The 17,640-nt window shown below is 61.8% G+C and carries 15 protein-coding genes and 7 tRNA genes; 15 read left to right on the forward strand and 7 right to left on the reverse strand.

All coding sequences use genetic code 11. The features are described 5' to 3' along the window. On the reverse strand, nucleotides 1-217 hold a 217-nt coding region (locus tag RTH74_RS07945), incomplete at its 3' end, for a transposase (protein WP_316914321.1). Nucleotides 218-356: 139 nt separating this feature from the next. On the opposite strand from RTH74_RS07945, the gene RTH74_RS07950 reads away from it, so the two are divergent. Beyond that, a complete protein-coding gene (locus RTH74_RS07950) occupies nucleotides 357-680 on the forward strand; it encodes a ComEA family DNA-binding protein (protein ID WP_079783968.1) in 324 nt (107 codons plus the stop codon). 402 nt (nucleotides 681-1,082) lie between these two features. Here RTH74_RS07950 and RTH74_RS07955 read toward each other — a convergent pair. Then, nucleotides 1,083-1,158, reverse strand: a tRNA-Asn gene (locus RTH74_RS07955). Nucleotides 1,159-1,264: 106 nt separating this feature from the next. Here RTH74_RS07955 and RTH74_RS07960 point away from each other — a divergent pair. Continuing rightward, nucleotides 1,265-2,065, forward strand: coding sequence for a metallophosphoesterase (locus RTH74_RS07960; protein WP_316914322.1), 801 nt, complete (start codon nucleotides 1,265-1,267; stop codon nucleotides 2,063-2,065). Nucleotides 2,066-2,154: 89 nt separating this feature from the next. On the opposite strand, the gene RTH74_RS07965 is transcribed toward RTH74_RS07960, so the two are convergent. After that, nucleotides 2,155-3,351 carry an amino acid aminotransferase gene (locus RTH74_RS07965; protein WP_316914323.1) on the reverse strand — a complete coding sequence of 399 codons (1,197 nt, stop codon included), beginning with the start codon at nucleotides 3,349-3,351 and terminating at the stop codon, nucleotides 2,155-2,157. A 245-nt stretch (nucleotides 3,352-3,596) separates the two neighbouring features. Here RTH74_RS07965 and uvrB point away from each other — a divergent pair, with 245 nt between their 5' ends. Continuing rightward, entirely contained in the window at nucleotides 3,597-5,612 is a 2,016-nt protein-coding gene (uvrB, locus tag RTH74_RS07970; RefSeq protein ID WP_106735670.1) for an excinuclease ABC subunit UvrB, read from the forward strand. A 158-nt stretch (nucleotides 5,613-5,770) separates the two neighbouring features. Here uvrB and RTH74_RS07975 read toward each other — a convergent pair whose 3' ends face one another. Together RTH74_RS07975 and RTH74_RS07980 are read right to left on the reverse strand one after the other, a co-directional pair. Continuing rightward, entirely contained in the window at nucleotides 5,771-7,264 is a 1,494-nt protein-coding gene (locus RTH74_RS07975) for an MDR family MFS transporter (RefSeq protein WP_316914813.1), read from the reverse strand. A gap of 49 nt (nucleotides 7,265-7,313) precedes the next feature. Then, entirely contained in the window at nucleotides 7,314-8,363 is a 1,050-nt protein-coding gene (locus RTH74_RS07980; RefSeq protein WP_316914324.1) for an HlyD family secretion protein, read from the reverse strand. Between the two features lie 107 nt (nucleotides 8,364-8,470). Here RTH74_RS07980 and RTH74_RS07985 point away from each other — a divergent pair, with 107 nt between their 5' ends. The 10 genes from RTH74_RS07985 to RTH74_RS08030 all read left to right on the forward strand — a co-directional run bounded on the left by RTH74_RS07985 (nucleotide 8,471) and on the right by RTH74_RS08030 (nucleotide 13,400). Further along, a complete protein-coding gene (locus RTH74_RS07985; RefSeq protein WP_316914325.1) occupies nucleotides 8,471-9,391 on the forward strand; it encodes a LysR family transcriptional regulator in 921 nt (306 codons plus the stop codon). 33 nt (nucleotides 9,392-9,424) lie between these two features. Further along, nucleotides 9,425-10,906, forward strand: coding sequence for a glutamate--tRNA ligase (gene gltX, locus RTH74_RS07990; RefSeq protein ID WP_316914326.1), 1,482 nt, complete (start codon nucleotides 9,425-9,427; stop codon nucleotides 10,904-10,906). Nucleotides 10,907-11,107: 201 nt separating this feature from the next. Continuing rightward, nucleotides 11,108-11,183: transfer RNA gene (locus RTH74_RS07995), tRNA-Ala, on the forward strand. Between the two features lie 60 nt (nucleotides 11,184-11,243). Then, a tRNA-Glu gene (locus tag RTH74_RS08000) sits at nucleotides 11,244-11,319 on the forward strand. 49 nt (nucleotides 11,320-11,368) lie between these two features. Continuing rightward, nucleotides 11,369-11,444, forward strand: a tRNA-Ala gene (locus tag RTH74_RS08005). A 48-nt stretch (nucleotides 11,445-11,492) separates the two neighbouring features. Next, a tRNA-Glu gene (locus RTH74_RS08010) sits at nucleotides 11,493-11,568 on the forward strand. A 47-nt stretch (nucleotides 11,569-11,615) separates the two neighbouring features. Then, nucleotides 11,616-11,691, forward strand: a tRNA-Ala gene (locus RTH74_RS08015). A gap of 48 nt (nucleotides 11,692-11,739) precedes the next feature. Continuing rightward, nucleotides 11,740-11,815: transfer RNA gene (locus RTH74_RS08020), tRNA-Glu, on the forward strand. A 182-nt stretch (nucleotides 11,816-11,997) separates the two neighbouring features. Continuing rightward, nucleotides 11,998-12,537: a TetR family transcriptional regulator gene (locus tag RTH74_RS08025; protein ID WP_316914327.1), complete on the forward strand. Its 540-nt coding sequence runs from the start codon at nucleotides 11,998-12,000 to the stop codon at nucleotides 12,535-12,537. 23 nt (nucleotides 12,538-12,560) lie between these two features. Then, entirely contained in the window at nucleotides 12,561-13,400 is an 840-nt protein-coding gene (locus RTH74_RS08030; RefSeq protein ID WP_099525409.1) for an alpha/beta fold hydrolase, read from the forward strand. Here RTH74_RS08030 and RTH74_RS08035 read toward each other — a convergent pair. Beyond that, nucleotides 13,370-15,232: a sensor domain-containing diguanylate cyclase gene (locus RTH74_RS08035; RefSeq protein WP_243699089.1), complete on the reverse strand. Its 1,863-nt coding sequence runs from the start codon at nucleotides 15,230-15,232 to the stop codon at nucleotides 13,370-13,372. The two genes, RTH74_RS08030 and RTH74_RS08035, sit on opposite strands and share 31 nt — an antisense overlap. A gap of 198 nt (nucleotides 15,233-15,430) precedes the next feature. On the opposite strand from RTH74_RS08035, the gene RTH74_RS08040 reads away from it, so the two are divergent. After that, nucleotides 15,431-15,880: an acyl-CoA thioesterase gene (locus tag RTH74_RS08040; protein WP_099525411.1), complete on the forward strand. Its 450-nt coding sequence runs from the start codon at nucleotides 15,431-15,433 to the stop codon at nucleotides 15,878-15,880. A gap of 5 nt (nucleotides 15,881-15,885) precedes the next feature. Here RTH74_RS08040 and RTH74_RS08045 read toward each other — a convergent pair whose 3' ends face one another. Further along, nucleotides 15,886-16,281 (reverse strand): hypothetical protein, encoded by a 396-nt coding sequence (locus RTH74_RS08045; protein ID WP_099525412.1) that lies wholly within the window; start codon nucleotides 16,279-16,281, stop codon nucleotides 15,886-15,888. 173 nt (nucleotides 16,282-16,454) lie between these two features. Here RTH74_RS08045 and RTH74_RS08050 point away from each other — a divergent pair, with 173 nt between their 5' ends. After that, a complete protein-coding gene (locus tag RTH74_RS08050; RefSeq protein WP_316914328.1) occupies nucleotides 16,455-17,405 on the forward strand; it encodes a tRNA-dihydrouridine synthase in 951 nt (316 codons plus the stop codon). The last annotated feature ends 235 nt before the right edge of the window (nucleotides 17,406-17,640 follow it).

Consider the following 17,640-nt stretch of genomic DNA (forward strand, 5'->3'; position numbering starts at 1 on the left):
CCAGCTCTTGGATTTTCTGCTGTTCGGGAGTCAATGCTTTGCTCTTCGGGGTAACGCCCTGGCGCTCCTCTTGGAGCTGTTTCACCCAGCGACGAAGCGCCGATTCAACCAGCCCCAGCGAGCGGGCTGCTTCGATATAACTGTAGCTCTGATCGAGCACCAGGCCAGCGGCCTCTCGTTTGAACTCGGGCGTAAAGGAACGACGTTGCTTGGTCATCAGACACCTCTCTATGGCGAGCATTCTCGCCCTAAATGGGTGTCCGGGATCAGTAGACCACTACAGCTGGGAGATAGCGTCTAGTTTGAAAAGCGAGGCTATGGTTGCCTTGCTTTTCATAAACAAAGGAGTGTTTCCCATGCTGAAAGTCCGTCTATCTTCCTTTCTGTTCGCTGTTCTCGCTTTCTTCTCTCTGGCTGCCGCCGCAGCTGAAACCCCAAAAACCGAAAGTGCCAAACCGGCTGCAGTGCAAGTAGCGCAGGTTGCCGTGGTCAATCTCAATACCGCCGATGCTGCAACACTGCAGAGTGAGTTGGTGGGGATTGGTGCTACCAAGGCGCAGGCGATTGTGGCTTATCGGGAGGAGCACGGTAATTTCGCCTCGGTCGATGAGTTGTTGGAGGTGAAAGGTATCGGCGAGGCGACGCTGGAGAAGAATCGCGACAAGTTGAGTGTTAACTGACGCCTGACGGCGTTGTTGTCTGGGCCGGTCTTTTGACCGGCCTTTTTCGTTTTTGTAGGGCGAAGGTGCTGGACTACGCGATTGCGTTTTTGTAGGAGCCCCGCCTCGGCGCGAAGTTTTGGTTTTGCCGCATTCTTTCGATTCGCCGCGGGGCGCTGCTTCTACAGGTGAAGCGGGTTCTTTCAGGGTAATGAAGAGCCTGGGACAGGGCTCGGGTGAGAGTAAAAAGCCCAGCACTGGCTGGGCTTTTGAATTTGGCTCCGCGACCTGGACTCGACAGCGCAGCTGAACGCGCTTCAGCGCGGCCCCGAAGGGGGGAGCAAAGCGAATAACCTGGGACGTAGTCCCTGGTGAGAGTCCGCAGGCAATAAAAAGCCCAGCACTAGGCTGGGCTTTCGAATTTGGCTCCGCGACCTGGACTCGAACCAGGGACCCAATGATTAACAGTCATTTGCTCTACCGACTGAGCTATCGCGGAACAACTGCGCGTATGTTACTGATTAAAAAAGAGAAGTCAACACTTTATGGTCGTCTAATTGATCAGGAAGTCGGAGCTGTTCAGCTATACGCGAGTCGGTCTGGCGATGATTTACCGCCATGCATCGGAGCTGATAATCTCTTCAACAGCTTTTGCATATCCTCTTGAGCCCTTCCTACACATGCAGCCAGGAACCACCGTTACGCAGTCGTTCAACGTAAATGTTAGTGGGCGTGACTTCGTCGCTGGGGATGTCCATGGGCATTTCGAGATGCTTGAAGCATTAATGCGTAAGGCAGGTTTTGACAAGGCCGTAGACCGTTTATTTATCACAGGCGATCTCGTCGATCGTGGCCCGTTTTCCCACCAGGTTTTAGAATGGCTGGATAAGCCCTGGCTTTATACGGTCAGGGGAAATCATGAGCAGATGATAATCGACAGTGTTGCTGGGATAGGTGATCCGCCTCGGCATACTCGCAATGGGGGGCGATGGTTTTACGAATGTGAGCTCTCAGAGCAGCTTCGTATCGCGGAACGTTTGGCATTATTGCCTGTAGCTATTGAGCTTGAGTTGGCGAGCGGTGATTGGGTTGGAATTATCCACTCCGAAGCGCCAGGTTGGGAGTGTGGTCTTACTTGGAAGCAGTCATTAGCGCTGTTAGCCACTACAGACCCAGAACAATGGCGCTATGCCCTTGCTCAGGCTCTTTATGCCAGAAACCGAATTACGGCTCGTGATTGCCGTCCAGTGTTGGGGCTTCAAGAGCTTTATGTCGGGCACACGACAGTTCCTGAGGTGTTGCATTTAGGCAACGTAGTCTACATAGATACAGGCTGCTCGTTTCCTGATGGCAAGCTGAGCCTTATCGATGTGTTGAGTGGAGAAGAGTTCTTTTTGTGCGCTTAGCAGAAAAAGTCTTGTCCGAAGGCGGTCTTCAGTCATTGCGGATACAAAAACGCCGGCTCATTGGCCGGCGTTTTGTCTATCACAGAGGCTTAAAGCACGGCGTGGATGGCGCGGGTGACGCTGTCCAGGTTGCCGTTGTTCAGCGCGGCGACGCAGATGCGGCCGGTGCCGACGGCGTAGATGCCGAACTCTTCCTTCAGGCGTTCCACTTGCTCCACGGTTAGGCCGGAGTAGGAGAACATGCCGCGCTGCTGCGCGACGAAGCTGAAGTCACGCTTGGCGCCCAATGCGGCCAGTTGCTCGACCATGGCCAGGCGCATGCTGCGGATGCGGTCGCGCATTTCGCCCAGTTCGGCTTCCCACATGGCGCGTAGTTCGGTGCTGTTGAGCACGCTGGCGACCACGGTGGCGCCGTGGGTCGGCGGGTTGGAGTAGTTGGTGCGGATCACGCGCTTGAGCTGCGACAGCACGCGGGTCGATTCTTCGCGGCTGGCGGTGACCAGCGACAGGGCGCCGACGCGCTCGCCGTACAGTGAGAACGACTTGGAGAAGGAGCTGGAGACGAAGAATTCCAGGCCTGACTCGGCGAACAGGCGCACGGCTTCGGCGTCCTGGTCGATGCCGTCACCGAAACCCTGGTAGGCGATATCGAGGAACGGCACATGCTCGCGCTCGCGCAGCACTTCCAGTACGGCTGTCCAGTCTTCCAGCTGCAGGTCGACGCCAGTCGGGTTGTGGCAGCAGGCATGCAGCACGACGATGGAGCGTGCTGGCAGGTTGCGCAGGTCTTCGAGCATGCCGCCGCGGTTCACGCCGTTGCTGAACGGATCGTAGTAGCGATAGTTCTGCACCGGGAAACCGGCAGACTCGAACAGGGCACGGTGGTTTTCCCAGCTTGGGTCGCTGATGGCCACGGTGGCGTCCGGCAGCAGGCGCTTGAGGAAGTCAGCGCCGATCTTCAGTGCGCCGGTGCCGCCGAGGGCTTGGGTGGTGATTACGCGGCCGGCGTCGATCAGCGCCGCGCCCTTGCCGAACAACAGTTCCTGCACGGCCTTGTCGTAAGCGGCGATGCCTTCGATCGGCAGGTAGCCACGCGGAGCGTGCGCCTCAATGCGCGCTTTTTCGGCTTCTGCGACGGCGCGCAGCAGCGGAATTCGCCCCTCCTCGTTGTAGTAGACGCCCACGCCAAGGTTGACCTTGGTGGTGCGGGTGTCCGCGTTGAATGCTTCGTTGAGGCCCAGGATGGGATCGCGCGGAGCCATTTCGACGGCAGAGAAGAGACTCATGATGGATGCGGCAACTCGAGTGAGGGGTGGGTGGCCAGGCGTCCCCGACAAAAGCGCTAGGGGGCGCGTAAACGGGGCGTTAGTATAACGACCCTGAATCCAGGGGGCGACAGCGCAAAGCCCTGAATTAAGGCCTGTTGCCAGGTAATTCGACTCTACCTGGAACTGTCGCTGAATCGCCCCGCAATTCATGGCTTTTGACGCAGTCCGAAAGGATGCGTCACAGCCATTTGTCGAGGTACTGCATGTCCGAGTTTCAGTTGGTGACCCGCTTCAAACCTGCCGGCGATCAGCCCGAAGCGATTCGGCAGATGGTCGAGGGGCTGGAGGCCGGCCTGTCGCACCAGACTCTGCTCGGTGTGACCGGTTCGGGCAAGACCTTTTCCATCGCCAACGTGATTGCTCAGGTGCAGCGCCCGACCCTGGTGTTGGCGCCGAACAAGACCCTGGCCGCGCAGCTCTACGGCGAGTTCAAGGCGTTCTTCCCGAACAACGCGGTGGAGTACTTCGTCTCCTACTACGACTACTACCAGCCCGAAGCCTATGTGCCGTCGTCCGATACCTTCATCGAGAAGGATGCCTCGATCAACGACCATATCGAGCAGATGCGTTTATCGGCGACCAAGGCGCTGATCGAGCGCAAGGACGTGATCGTGGTCTGCACCGTGTCGTCGATATACGGCTTGGGCAGCCCCGAGGAGTACCTGAAAATGGTGCTGCACCTCGATCGCGGCGACAAGATGGACCAGCGTGCGCTGCTGCGCCGACTGGCCGAGTTGCAGTACACGCGTAACGACATGGATTTTGCCCGCGCCACCTTCCGCGTGCGCGGCGATGTGATCGACGTCTTTCCGGCAGAATCGGATCTGGAAGCCATTCGTGTCGAGTTGTTCGATGACGAAGTGGAGAGCATCAGCGCCTTCGACCCGCTGACCGGCGAGGTGATCCAGAAGCTGCCGCGCTTCACCTTCTACCCCAAGAGTCACTACGTCACCCCGCGTGAAACGCTGCTGGAGGCGGTTGAGCACATCAAGGTCGAGCTGCAGCAGCGCCTGGAGTACCTGCGCGGTGCCAACAAGCTGGTGGAGGCGCAGCGTCTGGAGCAGCGCACCCGCTTCGATCTGGAGATGATCCTGGAGCTAGGCTACTGCAACGGCATCGAGAACTACTCACGCTACCTCTCGGGTCGCCCGGCTGGCGCGCCGCCACCTACTCTGTATGACTATCTGCCGGACGAAGCGCTGCTGGTGATCGACGAGTCCCACGTTTCGGTGCCGCAGGTTGGCGCCATGTACAAGGGCGACCGCTCGCGCAAGGAAACCCTGGTGGAATACGGCTTCCGCCTGCCTTCTGCGCTGGATAACCGACCGATGCGTTTCGAGGAGTGGGAGGCGGCCAGCCCGCAAACCATTTTCGTGTCCGCCACGCCTGGGCCTTACGAGGGCGAGCATGCCGGGCGTGTGGTGGAGCAGTTGGTGCGACCGACCGGCTTGGTCGACCCGCAGATCGAGGTGCGCCCGGCGCGCACTCAGGTCGATGATCTGCTCTCGGAGATTCGTTTGCGCGTGGCGGCGGGCGATCGTGTGCTGGTCACCACGCTGACCAAGCGCATGGCCGAGGACTTGACCGATTACCTGGGGGATCACGACGTCAAGGTGCGTTACCTGCACTCGGACATCGATACCGTTGAGCGGGTGGAGATCATTCGTGATCTGCGTCTCGGCGCCTTCGACGTGCTGGTGGGTATCAACCTGCTGCGCGAGGGTCTGGACATGCCCGAGGTATCGCTGGTGGCGATCCTCGATGCGGACAAGGAAGGCTTCCTGCGCAGCGAGCGCTCGCTGATCCAGACCATCGGCCGTGCGGCGCGAAACCTCAATGGCAGGGCGATTCTTTACGCCGATAACATGACCGGCTCGATGCAGCGCGCCATCGGCGAGACCGAGCGGCGCCGTGCCAAACAGATTGCCTTCAACGAAGCCAATGGCATCGTGCCCAAAGGCGTGCAGAAGGACGTCAAGGACATTCTCGAAGGCGCCGTGGTGCCGGGGGCTCGAAGCAACAAGCGCAAGGGCATGGCCAAGGCAGCGGAGGAGAGCGCACGCTACGAGAACGAGCTGCGTTCGCCGAGCGAGATCACCAAGCGTATTCGTCAGCTGGAAGAGAAAATGTACGCCCTGGCGCGCGACCTGGAATTCGAGGCCGCCGCGCAGTTACGTGATGAGATTCAGAAGCTGCGCGATCGGTTGTTGCAGGTTTGATCTCGGGCGGTCACCCCTAGATTGCATCCGGGCTATGCCTCGGCGCCTCGCGTAGGGTGGATGACGCTCTTCTCATCCACCGTTGCGTGCGCAGGTGGTGGACGGATGGAGCGTCGTCCACCCTACGATAGGGCGATGTTGGCTCTTCTGGGCAGGGGTCAATGCCCTGCGCCACCGCCTGCCATGTTCTGCGGCAGCTTTCGTGTCAACAGGATCGCCAGCATGCTCACGCCCAGGGCGATGCCGATGAAGTGGAAGGCATCGTTGTAGGCCATGATGATCGCTTGCTCATGCACGATCTGGCTGAGCTTGGCCAGCGCTGCCTGTTCGCTGCCCAATGTCTGCGTCAGCAGGTGCAGGCGTTCTTCGACCTGCGGGTTGGCCGGCACGATGGACTCGCGCAGGTAGTCGAAATAGACCTTGGCGCGGGCATCCAGCAGGGTGGCCAGCAGGGCGATGCCGATGGCTCCGCCAAGGTTGCGCAGGATGTTGAACAGGCTAGAGGCCGAGCCGGCATCCTGCGGCATGATGTAGGCGGTGGCGATCAGCGACACCGTGACCATCACCAGCGGCTGGCCAAGTGCGCGGACGATCTGGATGTGCTGGAACTGCTCGCCTGCGAAGTCCGGGTTGAGCACGCCGGAGAAGAAACTCGCCGCGCCGAACAGGGCGAAGCCAAGGGCGCACAGCCATTTCGGCGAGATGATCTTCATCAGCTTGGGCACCAGCGGGATCAGAAACAGCTGCGGCACGCCCATCCACATGATCACTTCGCCGATCTGCAAGGCGTTGTAGCCCTGGATCTGCGCCAGATAGAGCGGCAGCACATAGATCGATCCATATAGTCCGACACCGAGCCCCAGGCTGGAAATGCTGGCCAGGCCGAAGTTGCGTTCGCGCAGCACGCCCAGGTTGATCAGCGGGTTGGGCCGGGATATCTGCAGAATGACGAACAGGATCAGGCTGACCAGCGCCACGCTGCCCAGGCCGACGATCAGTTGCGATTCCAGCCAGTCCTTGCGGTGGCCTTCTTCGAGAAACACCTGCAGGCAGCCCAGACCCAGACCCAGGGTGGCGATGCCGGCGTAGTCGGTGGTCTTCAGCAGCTCCCAGTGTGGCGCCTTCTTCTCAAGGCCGTAGAGCAGGCCGGCGATCATGATCAGGCCGGGCGGCACGTTGATGTAGAAGATGTATTCCCAGCCCCAGTTCTCGGTCAGCCAACCGCCCAGCGTGGGGCCGATGGAGGGGGCGAAGGTGGCGGTGATGGCGAACAAGGCCATGCCCTTGGCGCGGTGATGCTCGGGCAGCTTGATCAGCGTCATGGTGAACGCCAGCGGAATCAGCGCGCCGCCAGTGAACCCTTGCAGGGCGCGGAACACGATCATGCTTTCCAGGCTCCAGGCCAGGGAGCACAGCAGCGAGGCGATCAGGAAACCCACTGACACCCACACCGCCAGGCGGCGCGCCGAGAGCAGCTGTACCAGCCAGGCAGTGAGCGGGATCATGATGATTTCGGCCACCAGATAGGACGTGGAAATCCACGAGCCTTCCTCAAGCGTGGCGGACAGCGCGCCCTGGATGTCCTTCAGCGAGGAGTTGGTGATCTGGATATCCAGCACCGCCATGAACGCGCCGAGCATGGTGCTCATCACCGCGATCCAGTCGCGGCGGCTGGGTTCCGCCGTGGGGCGGACCAGTGCATCACCCGCCATGGCTATCGTCGCTGCGCAGATCCACGGTGACCTCTACCGACATGCCGGGGCGGATCAGCCCGCGCAACGGGTTGTCAGCGGCGAAGGTCAGTTTGACCGGGATGCGCTGCACCACCTTGGTGAAGTTGCCGGTGGCGTTGTCTGGTGGCAGCAGGCTGAACTGCGCGCCGGAGGCGGCGAACAGACTGTCGATGCGGCCTTCGATAGGCGTATCCGGATAGCTGTCGAACAGCAGCTCAGCTTTCTGCCCTGGGCGCATGCGGCCGATCTGGGTTTCCTTGAAGTTGGCCTGGATCCAGATGTCCTGATCCGGCACCAGTGACAGTAGATAGGTGCCGCTTTGCACCACCTGACCTTCACGCGCCGAGCGTTGGCCGACCATGCCGCTGATGGGCGCGTGAATCTGTGTGCGCGAGAGATTGAGGTCGGCTTGTTCCAGGTCGGCCTGTGCGGAAAGAATCAGTGCATCCAGGCGCTTGAGCTCGGCTTCCAGGCTGGCTACCTGCTGACGCTGCGCCTGCAGATCGGCCTGGGCCTTGGCCACTTGCGAGCGGGCCACGCGATTGTCGGCGGCCAGGGTGGTGACGCGTTCTTCGGAGACATAACCCGGCTTGCGCAGGGTCTGGGCGCGGCCGAGATCGAGCTTGGAGCGGTCGAGGGTGGCCTGGCTGGCTGCGACGTCGGCCTGGCTGGCGGCAATCAGACTGGCTTGCTGGTCGAGCTTGCTCTGCGCCTGGGTGCGTTCGGCCTGATGGGTTTCCAGGGCGGCGAGGGCGCGTTGACGGGCCAGGCGGAAGTCGGCGTCTTCCAGCACTGCCAGAAGCTGGCCGGCTTCGACATGCTGGTTGTCACGCACCAGTACCTTTTCGATCCGCGCGTTCAGTTGGCTGGAGAGGCGGGTGATCTCACCCTGCACGTACGCATTGTCCGTGCTTTCGTGGTAGCGACCGACCAGCAGCCAGTGGGCGAGCAGGGCACCGGCGATCAACACCAGGAGGATCACGAAGACGAGGAGGCGACGTTGCAGTTTGGCAGGCATGCTTGAGGCTCAAGGGGCGTCATGGAAGTGTAAGTAAATTTAACAGCGTTCCCTTTTCGCTAGTAGACTCTCGACTTGGCATGCTTTGTTGCGTATGAGGAACAATCATGGGGCTCGATGATGCTTTGATTTTTACCCGGGTGGTGGAGTGCCACAGCTTCACGCAGGCGGCGACCAGCCTGGGAATGCAGAAGTCGACGGTGAGCCGTCGCATTGCGTTGCTCGAAGAACGCCTTGGCGTGCGTCTGCTCAATCGCACCACGCGCAAGTTGCGCCTGACCGAGGTGGGCCAGGCGTACTACGAGCGTTGCCGGCAGATCATGCTCGACTTCGCCGAGGCCGAGCAGGCGGTGATGCAGCTGCAGCGAGAGCCGTCGGGGCTGTTGCGGATCACCTCACCCACCGAGTTCGGCCAGCTGTTTCTCGGGCGAGTGCTGGGCGAGTTCATGCGTCAGTACCCGCAGATCGATGCGGAGGTGGAGCTGACTTCAAGGTCGGTCGATCCGCTGGAGGAGGGCGTGGATATCTCTATCCAGGTCGGCCAGCCGCAGGATTCCACGCTGATCGCGCGCAAGCTGTTCGAAAGCGGCCGCCGCCTATGCGCCAGCCCTGCTTACCTCGCCGCACACGGTACGCCGCGCCGCGTTGCCGAGCTGGAGGGGCATCGGGCGATTCTCCTGCAGCACGATGCGCCGCGCTATTGGCCGCTGCTGGGCGAGCACCTGCCGTGCCAGCGAGTGATGACCTGCAACAACATCACCTTCGCCCGTGAGGCGACGCTGGCAGGCGCAGGGATTTGCGGGCTGCCGGTGATGATCAGTGAGGAGGCGGTGCGTAGCGGGCGCTTGATCGAGCTGCTGCCCGAGGCGCGTCTGCCGGTGGGGGAGGTCTACGCGATCTATCCGTCACGACGCTTCCAGGCGATGAAGGTCAAGACCTTCCTCGACTTCCTCATCGCCAGCTTGCCGATCACTCGCGGCGGGTTGCTGGAGCCAGGTGCCGCCGGCCTGCTAACATCGCCCGCTTGATTCAACCCTCGTGTCTTCCTTCCGAGAGCATTCATGACCACCGTCCGTACTCGTATCGCGCCATCGCCAACTGGCGACCCCCACGTCGGCACCGCCTATATCGCGCTGTTCAACCTGTGCTTCGCTCGTCAGCACGGTGGCCAGTTCATCCTGCGCATCGAGGACACCGACCAGGTTCGTTCCACGCGTGAGTCCGAACAGCAGATTTTCGACGCGCTGCGCTGGCTGGGTATCGAATGGGACGAAGGCCCGGACGTTGGCGGCCCGCACGGCCCTTATCGGCAGAGCGAGCGTGGCGAGATCTACAAGAAGTACTCCGATGAGCTGGTCGGCAAAGGCCATGCCTTCCCGTGCTTCTGCTCCGCCGAGCGCCTCGATGAAGTGCGCGCGCAGCAGATGGCCAACAAGGAAACCCCGCGTTACGACGGCCACTGCATGCACCTGGAACCGGCCGAGGCGCAGCGCCGCATCGCCGCGGGCGAATCGCATGTGGTGCGCATGAAGGTGCCCAGCGAGGGCATTTGCGTGGTGCCGGATATGCTGCGTGGCAATGTCGAGATTCCGTGGGATCGCATGGACATGCAGGTGCTGATGAAGGCCGATGGCCTGCCCACCTACTTCCTGGCCAACGTGGTCGATGACCACCTGATGGGCATCACCCACGTGCTGCGTGGCGAGGAATGGCTGCCGTCGGCACCCAAGCTGATCAAGCTCTACGAATACTTCGGCTGGGAACAGCCGGCGCTGTGCTACATGCCGCTGCTGCGCAATCCGGACAAGAGCAAGCTGTCCAAGCGCAAGAACCCCACCAGCATCACCTTCTACGAGCGCATGGGTTACCTGCCGCAGGCCATGCTCAACTACCTCGGCCGCATGGGCTGGTCGATGCCGGACGAGCGCGAGAAGTTCTCCCTGGCCGAGATGATCGAGCACTTCGACATCAACCGCGTGTCGCTGGGTGGGCCGATCTTCGATCTGGAGAAACTGTCCTGGCTCAACGGCCAGTGGCTGCGTGAACTGCCGGTGGAAACCTTCGCCGCCGAAGTGCAGAAGTGGGCCCTCAACCCCGAGTACCTGATGAAGATCGCGCCGCACGTGCAGGGCAGGGTGGAAACCTTCAGCCAGATCGCGCCGCTAGCCGGTTTCTTCTTCTCCGGTGGCCTGAACCTGGATGCCAAGCTGTTCGAGCACAAGAAGCTGTCGCCTGATCAGGTGCGTCAGTTGATGCAACTGATCCTGTGGAAGCTCGAGTCGCTGCGCCAGTGGGAAAAGGATCGCATCACCGGCTGCATTCAGGCGGTGGTCGAGCACCTGGAGCTGAAGCTGCGTGACGCCATGCCGCTGATGTTCGCGGCGATCACTGGTCAGGCCAGTTCGGTATCGGTGCTCGATGCCATGGAAATCCTCGGCCCGGACCTGACTCGCTTCCGTCTGCGCCAGGCACTGGAGCTGCTCGGCGGCACCTCGAAGAAAGAGGCCAAGGAGTGGGAGAAGCTGCTGGCGAGCATCGGCTAAGTTGAGACGTGCAACTGTGGGAGGGGCTTTAGCCGCGATGATTTGATTTTGTCGCCGCTGAAGCGCCTCCCACGGTTATGGCTAACCTTCCACGAGTGAAGCTCTAAGTAATTGTTCTATTGGCAAAAACTTTGGGCTGGCCGGAAAAATGTTGTTGACAGCCAATCGGGGCGCTCTTAACATGCGCCCCGTCCTCGAGATGGGGCTATAGCTCAGCTGGGAGAGCGCTTGCATGGCATGCAAGAGGTCAACGGTTCGATCCCGTTTAGCTCCACCAATCTCGACTCCTTCGGGAGTGCCAGAATCGATGTGAATCGGTTCGCGATTAGGGTCTTGCGTCCCCTTCGTCTAGTGGCCTAGGACACCGCCCTTTCACGGCGGTAACAGGGGTTCGAGTCCCCTAGGGGACGCCATTTATTCCAGCGGCAGCGTTTAGGCGTTGCAGCCAGACCGCAAGGTTTCGGGGCTATAGCTCAGCTGGGAGAGCGCTTGCATGGCATGCAAGAGGTCAACGGTTCGATCCCGTTTAGCTCCACCAAACACTGACAAGGCCAGCTTAGTGCTGGCCTTGTTCTTCGAAGGTTTCGTCCCCTTCGTCTAGTGGCCTAGGACACCGCCCTTTCACGGCGGTAACAGGGGTTCGAGTCCCCTAGGGGACGCCATATTCCAGTCGCAGTGCGCAAGCGTTGCGAGCCGACCGCAAGGTTTCGGGGCTATAGCTCAGCTGGGAGAGCGCTTGCATGGCATGCAAGAGGTCAACGGTTCGATCCCGTTTAGCTCCACCAATCACACACAAGGCCAGCCTAGCGCTGGCCTTGTCGTTCGAAGGTTTCGTCCCCTTCGTCTAGTGGCCTAGGACACCGCCCTTTCACGGCGGTAACAGGGGTTCGAGTCCCCTAGGGGACGCCATTTTTCTTGCCGCATTTGCGGAACCCAGGGGCCACCTCTTCAGAGGTGGCCCCTTTTTGTTTTCGTCTCCTTAATCCGGTGCTCGACCTGAGCTTCCGCAGTGCGGACCAATGGTCGTGCAGGCGGCTTGTAATTTAATATGATGATCGTAATATTTCTTTCATCATATAAAGGGCAAGGCCATGAATGAGCGCAAGCGTGAAACCCGTCAACGCATTATCGCCGCGGCTGGCCGTGTACTCGCCGAGCGTGGGCCAGGCGACTCGGCCGTGGCCGAAGTGATGGCGGCAGCCGGGCTGACGGTGGGCGGTTTCTATGCGCATTTCGCCAGCAAGGACGCATTGATGCTCGAAGCCTTTCGCCAACTGCTCGCCGTCAGGCGGGGGCGCGTTGTAGAGATCGATCGGCGCCTGACGGGCCGGGAGCGTCGGGTGTTGCTGGCAGCGTTCTATCTGTCGCGCCGGCACCGCGACAATGCTGACGAGCGCTGCCCGCTGCCCAGTTCGCTGGCGGAAATCGCGCGTTTGCCGGCGGGCTTTCGTCAGGCCCTGGCCGAGCACACCGAGTTGATGGTGGCGCATATGAGCGCCGCGCCTGAGGAGGCGGATGTGGCGCTGGCCGACCTGGCGCTGATGATCGGTGGTCTGGCACTGGCGCGGGCCTTGGGGCCAGGCGAGTTGTCCGACCGGGTGTTGCGTGCTGCCAAGTCGGCAGTTGTCTGAAATCGAGCGTGAAGGAGAGGGTGATGAACCAGATGACCTGGGTACGAGGTGTCAACGCAACGCTGGGCAGAGTCGCCCCGCAACTGATCGCCAGCCGTTTGCGTGAGCGCTTCATGACGCCACGCACGCAACCGCCGCGAGACTGGGAGTTGCCGCTGCTGGCCAGTGCCGAGCGCATCACCCTGCGCTTTGGCTTGTCGGCGCTGCGCTGGGGGAGTGGGCCGACCGTGCTGCTGATGCATGGCTGGGAAGGGCGGCCAACCCAGTTTGCGTTGTTGATCCGCGGTCTGGTCGACGCAGGCTATGGCGTCATCGCACTGGATGCGCCTGCCCATGGCCGTTCACCTGGACGAGAAGCCAATGTGGTGCTGTTTGCGCGTGCATTGCTCGAGGCCGCCAGCGAGTTGCCGCCGCTGCGGGCCGTGATCGGTCACTCGATGGGCGGTGCCAGCGCGCTGCTGGCCACACAAATGGGCTTACGCTGCGAGACGCTGGTGACCGTCGCCGCGCCCAGTCGCATCCTCGGACTGTTGCGCGGTTTCGCTCGATTCATGGGGTTGCCGGCCGAGGCGCGAGCGCATTTCGTTCGCGCCGTTGAAACGACGGCGGGCATCCCCGCGGCGCATCTCGATGTGCAGCGTTATCAGCTGGATCTGCCGGGGCTGATCGTGCATGCCGAGGATGATCAGGTGGTGCCGGTAGGCGAGGCCGATCTGATTCACAAGGCCTGGTTCGACAGCCAGTTGCTGCGCTTGCCGGCGGGCGGACATCAGCGTCTGCTGAGCGATCCGCTGCTTCTGCAGGCTGTACTCGAGTTGTTGGAGCAAGTGCCTCAGGCGTCCTTGAAGGCTCTGGCCTCGTAGCTGACCACACGGTTACGGCCGCCCGCCTTGGCGCGGTACAGGGCGCGGTCGGCCAGTTCCAGCCAGTGCTCGCCGCAGTCCGACTCGCTCGGTACGCCGGCATGCAGGCCGATGCTCAGGCTCAGCGCTATCGACTGTTGTTGGTAAAGGCAGGGATTGAGCGCGAGCTCTTCGCGCAGTTGTTCGGCCAGGTCGAGTGCGCCGGTGAGATCGGTGCTGTCGAGCAAGATGACGAATTCTTCGCCGCCGAAGCGCGCCAGCAAATCGCTACTGCGCAGGCGCTGCTGGATGCGCTGGGCTGCATGGCGCAGGCAGGCATCGCCAGCGAGATGTCCGTAGCGGTCATTGACCTGCTTGAAGTGATCCAGATCCAGCATCAGGACTGCCAGTGACTGTCGGCTGCGCACGGCGCGGGCGCAGGCGCGCGCCAGTTCTTCGCTGAGAGTCTGGCGGTTGAACAGGCCGGTAAGCCCGTCGCGTCGGTTCAGTTCGGCCAGGCGCAGGTTGGCGTTGGACAGTTGCTGCAGGGTGTCCTGCAGCGTCGCGGTGCGCTCCTGTACGCGCTGTTCCAGGCTTTCGCTGATCTGCGTTTGCAGTTCCAGGTGCTTGGTCTGTTCGCTGCGCAGGCGGCGCTCCTGATCGATCAGCTTGGCCTGAGCCTGGCGTTCGGCTTGCTGCACCTGGCGGATGCGCGAGGCCAGGGCGATGGAGAACACCGTCATCTCGATCAGGCCGCCAATCTGCTGGGCATGCAGGGTCAGCAGCGAGTAGGGCAGCAGTCCGGTGCCGGTGAGGATGCTGGCAAGGCTGGCGGCGATCAGCACGAACCAGCCCAGGGCGAACAGGCGCGCGGCTGCGTAACCGCCGCGCCAGCGCAGCAGGGTAATGACGAAGGCGGCCAGTGCGCAGGCGGTCACCAGCACGAAGCTGCCGATCAGGGCGGGTGCATACGGGCCAAACAGCGCCATGCCCAGCACCAACCAGGCGCAGGCCTTGAGCGTATTGGCGACCCAGCGATAAGGTCTGGCGGCCTTGTCCAGATCCAGCACGCCGTAGGTGAATTGAATGCCGAACAATGTCGCCAGGGCGGAGCTGAGCGGGAAGCTCAGTTGATGCCAGGCCAGGGCATTGGGCCACAACCATTGCAGGGCGAAGCCGAGCTGGATGAACTGGTAGAGACTGAAGCTGGCGACGAACAGGCTGTACCAGAGGTAATTGCGGTCGCGGGTGATGCAGAAAATGCTCAGGCTGTAGATCAGCATTGCCATCAGGGCGCCGAAGAACAGGCCCTGCAGCAACAGGCTGCGCTGTTCCTGATGGTCGAAGGCATCGCGGGTCATCAGACTGGCGCTGAGGTTGGCCGAGCCGTCAGTTTGCATGCGCAGCCAAATGCGCTGGCGTTCGCCAGACGTTACGTGCAGAGGCAGTACCAGTTGCCGGTGCTCGACCCAGCGCCAGTCGAAGGGGCGCTGGTCACCTGCGCGGTAGATGCGTTTGTCGTCCAGGCCGTAGGCGTCCAGTTGATCCAGCAGTGGATTGCCGATCAGCAGCACCCAGCCCAGCGAGCGGCTGTGCGGGTTGTGTACGTCCAGGCGTAGCCAGTAGGTGCTGCCGCTGTAGCCGAAGCTGGCATCGCGCCGCTCCACTGCTTGCCAGGCGGAGTCGGGCAGTGCATGCACATCGGTGATGTCGGCACGGCCATCCGGGTCTTCCCAGAACGTCATGTAAGGCCCGGGCAATGTCTGCGTCTGACCAATCGGCAGCGACAGGCTTTGCGCCCAGGTCAGTGCTGGTAGCAGCAGAAGTATCAATAGGCGCAGGGTGGCAGTCAATTGTCTCGGGCTCTCGTGCGAGTGCGCTGCATTATGGCGCGCGATGATGGCACGATGAAAGCTCGGCGCTGCACGGAGAGGCCGTGCGGCGTATCATGCGGCACCTGATCGACTGGCCGCCGAGGAAGCAGGCAGCCGCATTCTGGAATCGGATCACCCGGCTTGCCGCATGCAGGCTGCATACTCGGAGGTAGAGTCATGAACTGGGAGTTGCCCGACCCCTTCGTCATCGATATCGAAGTGAGCGCAGACGACATCGATGGCCTCGGCCACGCCAACAACGCGGTGTACGTCAGTTGGCTGGAGCGTTGCGCCTGGCGGCACTCGCAGTTCCTTGGGCTGGACCTGGTCGAGTATCGCCGTCTGGACCGGGCCATGGCCGTGGTGCGTCATGAGATCGACTACCTCGCCAGCGCCTACGAAGGGCAGCATCTGCAGATGGCGACCTGGATCGTCGAGTCCGATCAGCGCCTGAAGATGGATCGACGTTTCCAGCTGGTGCGCCCGGAAGATGGCGTTACCTTGCTGCGTGCCAAGACCACCTTCGTCTGCATCGAACTGTCCAGTGGGCGCCCCAAGCGCATGCCGGCGGAGTTCGTCGAAGGCTATGGCAAGGCGCTGACGCCGCCTTATCCGCTGGAGCTGTAAGCTGCTCAGTCATCCACCGGCGCAAGAAATACCTGTTCCGGCTCGACCATGATGGCGAAGTTGCGGGTTTCGCCGGGGCGCAGGATGACGGACTGCGCCACATCCGGCCCACGGCCTCCACAATAGCCGTCCGGCGACATGGCCACGGCGACGCTCAGCTCGCCGCTGGGCAGGTCCAGGCTGGTGTGGTCACCCGGGCCAAGTTTCGCCACTACCTGCTGGTTGACGTAGAGCTCCACGTCGCAGGCATTCGGTGCGTTGTTGTCACGGCTGAAGATCAGGCGCGCGGGCGCATCGGCAACCGGGTCTGCCGGCATGGGGACGATGCCGCTGGGCATCGCTTCATCAGCCTGGGCGCCCCAGCAGCAGATGCCCAGAGCGATCAGTGCGAGATAACGCATGGCGAGCCTCTCTGTTGGGTGGAATGTCAGTGTGGCCTATCTGATGCCGTAGATACGACACCTGTGGCCCTGCTGAGTGCGGTTTGAGCATCGTCTTTCGCCCTGCCTGAGCGTCGCTCGACGACTTTTCATGCAGCCCATACACTGTGCGCCCCATTTTTCCGGACAACCACATGCAAATCGCCCTGGCGCCCATGGAGGGGTTGGTCGACGAGATTCTGCGCGACGTGCTGACCCGCATCGGCGGCATCGACTGGTGCATCACCGAGTTCATTCGCGTCAGCGAACGGCTGTTGCCGGCTGCCACCTATCACAAGCTGGCGCCCGAGTTGTTCAATGGCTCGCGCACTCAGGCCGGCACACCGATGCGCGTGCAGTTTCTGGGGTCCGATCCGCAGTGCCTGGCGGACAACGCCGCCTTCGCCTGCACGCTCGGCGCGCCGGTGATCGACCTCAACTTCGGTTGCCCGGCCAAGACGGTGAACAAGTCGCGTGGTGGCGCGGTGCTGCTCAAGGAGCCGGAACTGTTGCATGCCATCGTCCGCGAAGTGCGGCGCACGGTGCCGGCCGAGATTCCGGTCACGGCGAAGATGCGCCTGGGCTTCGAAGGCAAGGAGGGCGCGCTGGACTGTGCGCGGGCGCTGGCCGAAGGCGGAGCGAGCCAGATCGTCGTGCATGCGCGCACCAAGGTCGAGGGCTACAAGCCGCCGGCGCACTGGGAGTGGGTGGCGCGTGTGCAGGAGGTGGTCGGCGTGCCGGTGTTCGCCAATGGCGAGGTGTGGACGCTGGACGACTGGCGCCGCTGCCGCGAAATCAGCGGCGTGGATGACATCATGCTGGGGCGCGGCCTGGTTTCTCGGCCAGGGCTGGCGCGACAGATCGCTGCCGTCAGGGCTGGTAAGGCGCCCGAGGAAATGAGCTGGGCCGAGCTGCAGCCGCTGTTGCTCGATTTCTGGCAGCAGGCACGGCGCAAGCTGGCGCCGCGCTACGCGCCGGGGCGCCTGAAACAATGGTTGGCGATGCTCACGCGTACCTATCCGGAGGCTGTCACGCTGTTCGCTGAAGTTCGCCGCGAGCAGGATTGCGAGCGTATTGATCAGTTGTTATCTGAACGGCCTCGGTAGGAGCGGCAATTTTGCAGTGTTTTCCGCCCTCTCCCCCAGCCCCTCTCCACTAGGCGTGCCCCCAATAAATGGGAGAGGGGAGCCAAACGTGCTCCCCTTTAAGAGAACAGCATTACGGTAGGAGCGAGCTCTGCTCGCGAACGCATTTTCGCGAGCAGAGCTCGCTCCTACAGCACTGCCCACGGTATGCCTTGAAATTCCTCTGACAGGCCTCAGATAAGTGACTGCGGGATGC

Origin of the sequence: Pseudomonas sp. zfem001, assembly GCF_032621725.1 — a bacterium.
Classification (GTDB): Bacteria; Pseudomonadota; Gammaproteobacteria; order Pseudomonadales; family Pseudomonadaceae; genus Aquipseudomonas; species Aquipseudomonas sediminis.

What these genes read in the sequence shown, in the direction of transcription:
- RTH74_RS07950 (WP_079783968.1), top strand. Translation starts at nt 357, where the DNA reads ATGCTGAAAGTCCGTCTATCTTCCTTTCTGTTCGCTGTTCTCGCTTTC.
- RTH74_RS07960 (WP_316914322.1), top strand. Translation starts at nt 1,265, where the DNA reads ATGATTTACCGCCATGCATCGGAGCTGATAATCTCTTCAACAGCTTTT.
- RTH74_RS07965 (WP_316914323.1), bottom strand. Translation starts at nt 3,351, where the DNA reads ATGAGTCTCTTCTCTGCCGTCGAAATGGCTCCGCGCGATCCCATCCTG.
- uvrB (WP_106735670.1), top strand. Translation starts at nt 3,597, where the DNA reads ATGTCCGAGTTTCAGTTGGTGACCCGCTTCAAACCTGCCGGCGATCAG.
- RTH74_RS07980 (WP_316914324.1), bottom strand. Translation starts at nt 8,363, where the DNA reads ATGCCTGCCAAACTGCAACGTCGCCTCCTCGTCTTCGTGATCCTCCTG.
- RTH74_RS07985 (WP_316914325.1), top strand. Translation starts at nt 8,471, where the DNA reads ATGGGGCTCGATGATGCTTTGATTTTTACCCGGGTGGTGGAGTGCCAC.
- gltX (WP_316914326.1), top strand. Translation starts at nt 9,425, where the DNA reads ATGACCACCGTCCGTACTCGTATCGCGCCATCGCCAACTGGCGACCCC.
- RTH74_RS08025 (WP_316914327.1), top strand. Translation starts at nt 11,998, where the DNA reads ATGAATGAGCGCAAGCGTGAAACCCGTCAACGCATTATCGCCGCGGCT.
- RTH74_RS08030 (WP_099525409.1), top strand. Translation starts at nt 12,561, where the DNA reads ATGAACCAGATGACCTGGGTACGAGGTGTCAACGCAACGCTGGGCAGA.
- RTH74_RS08040 (WP_099525411.1), top strand. Translation starts at nt 15,431, where the DNA reads ATGAACTGGGAGTTGCCCGACCCCTTCGTCATCGATATCGAAGTGAGC.
- RTH74_RS08045 (WP_099525412.1), bottom strand. Translation starts at nt 16,281, where the DNA reads ATGCGTTATCTCGCACTGATCGCTCTGGGCATCTGCTGCTGGGGCGCC.
- RTH74_RS08050 (WP_316914328.1), top strand. Translation starts at nt 16,455, where the DNA reads ATGCAAATCGCCCTGGCGCCCATGGAGGGGTTGGTCGACGAGATTCTG.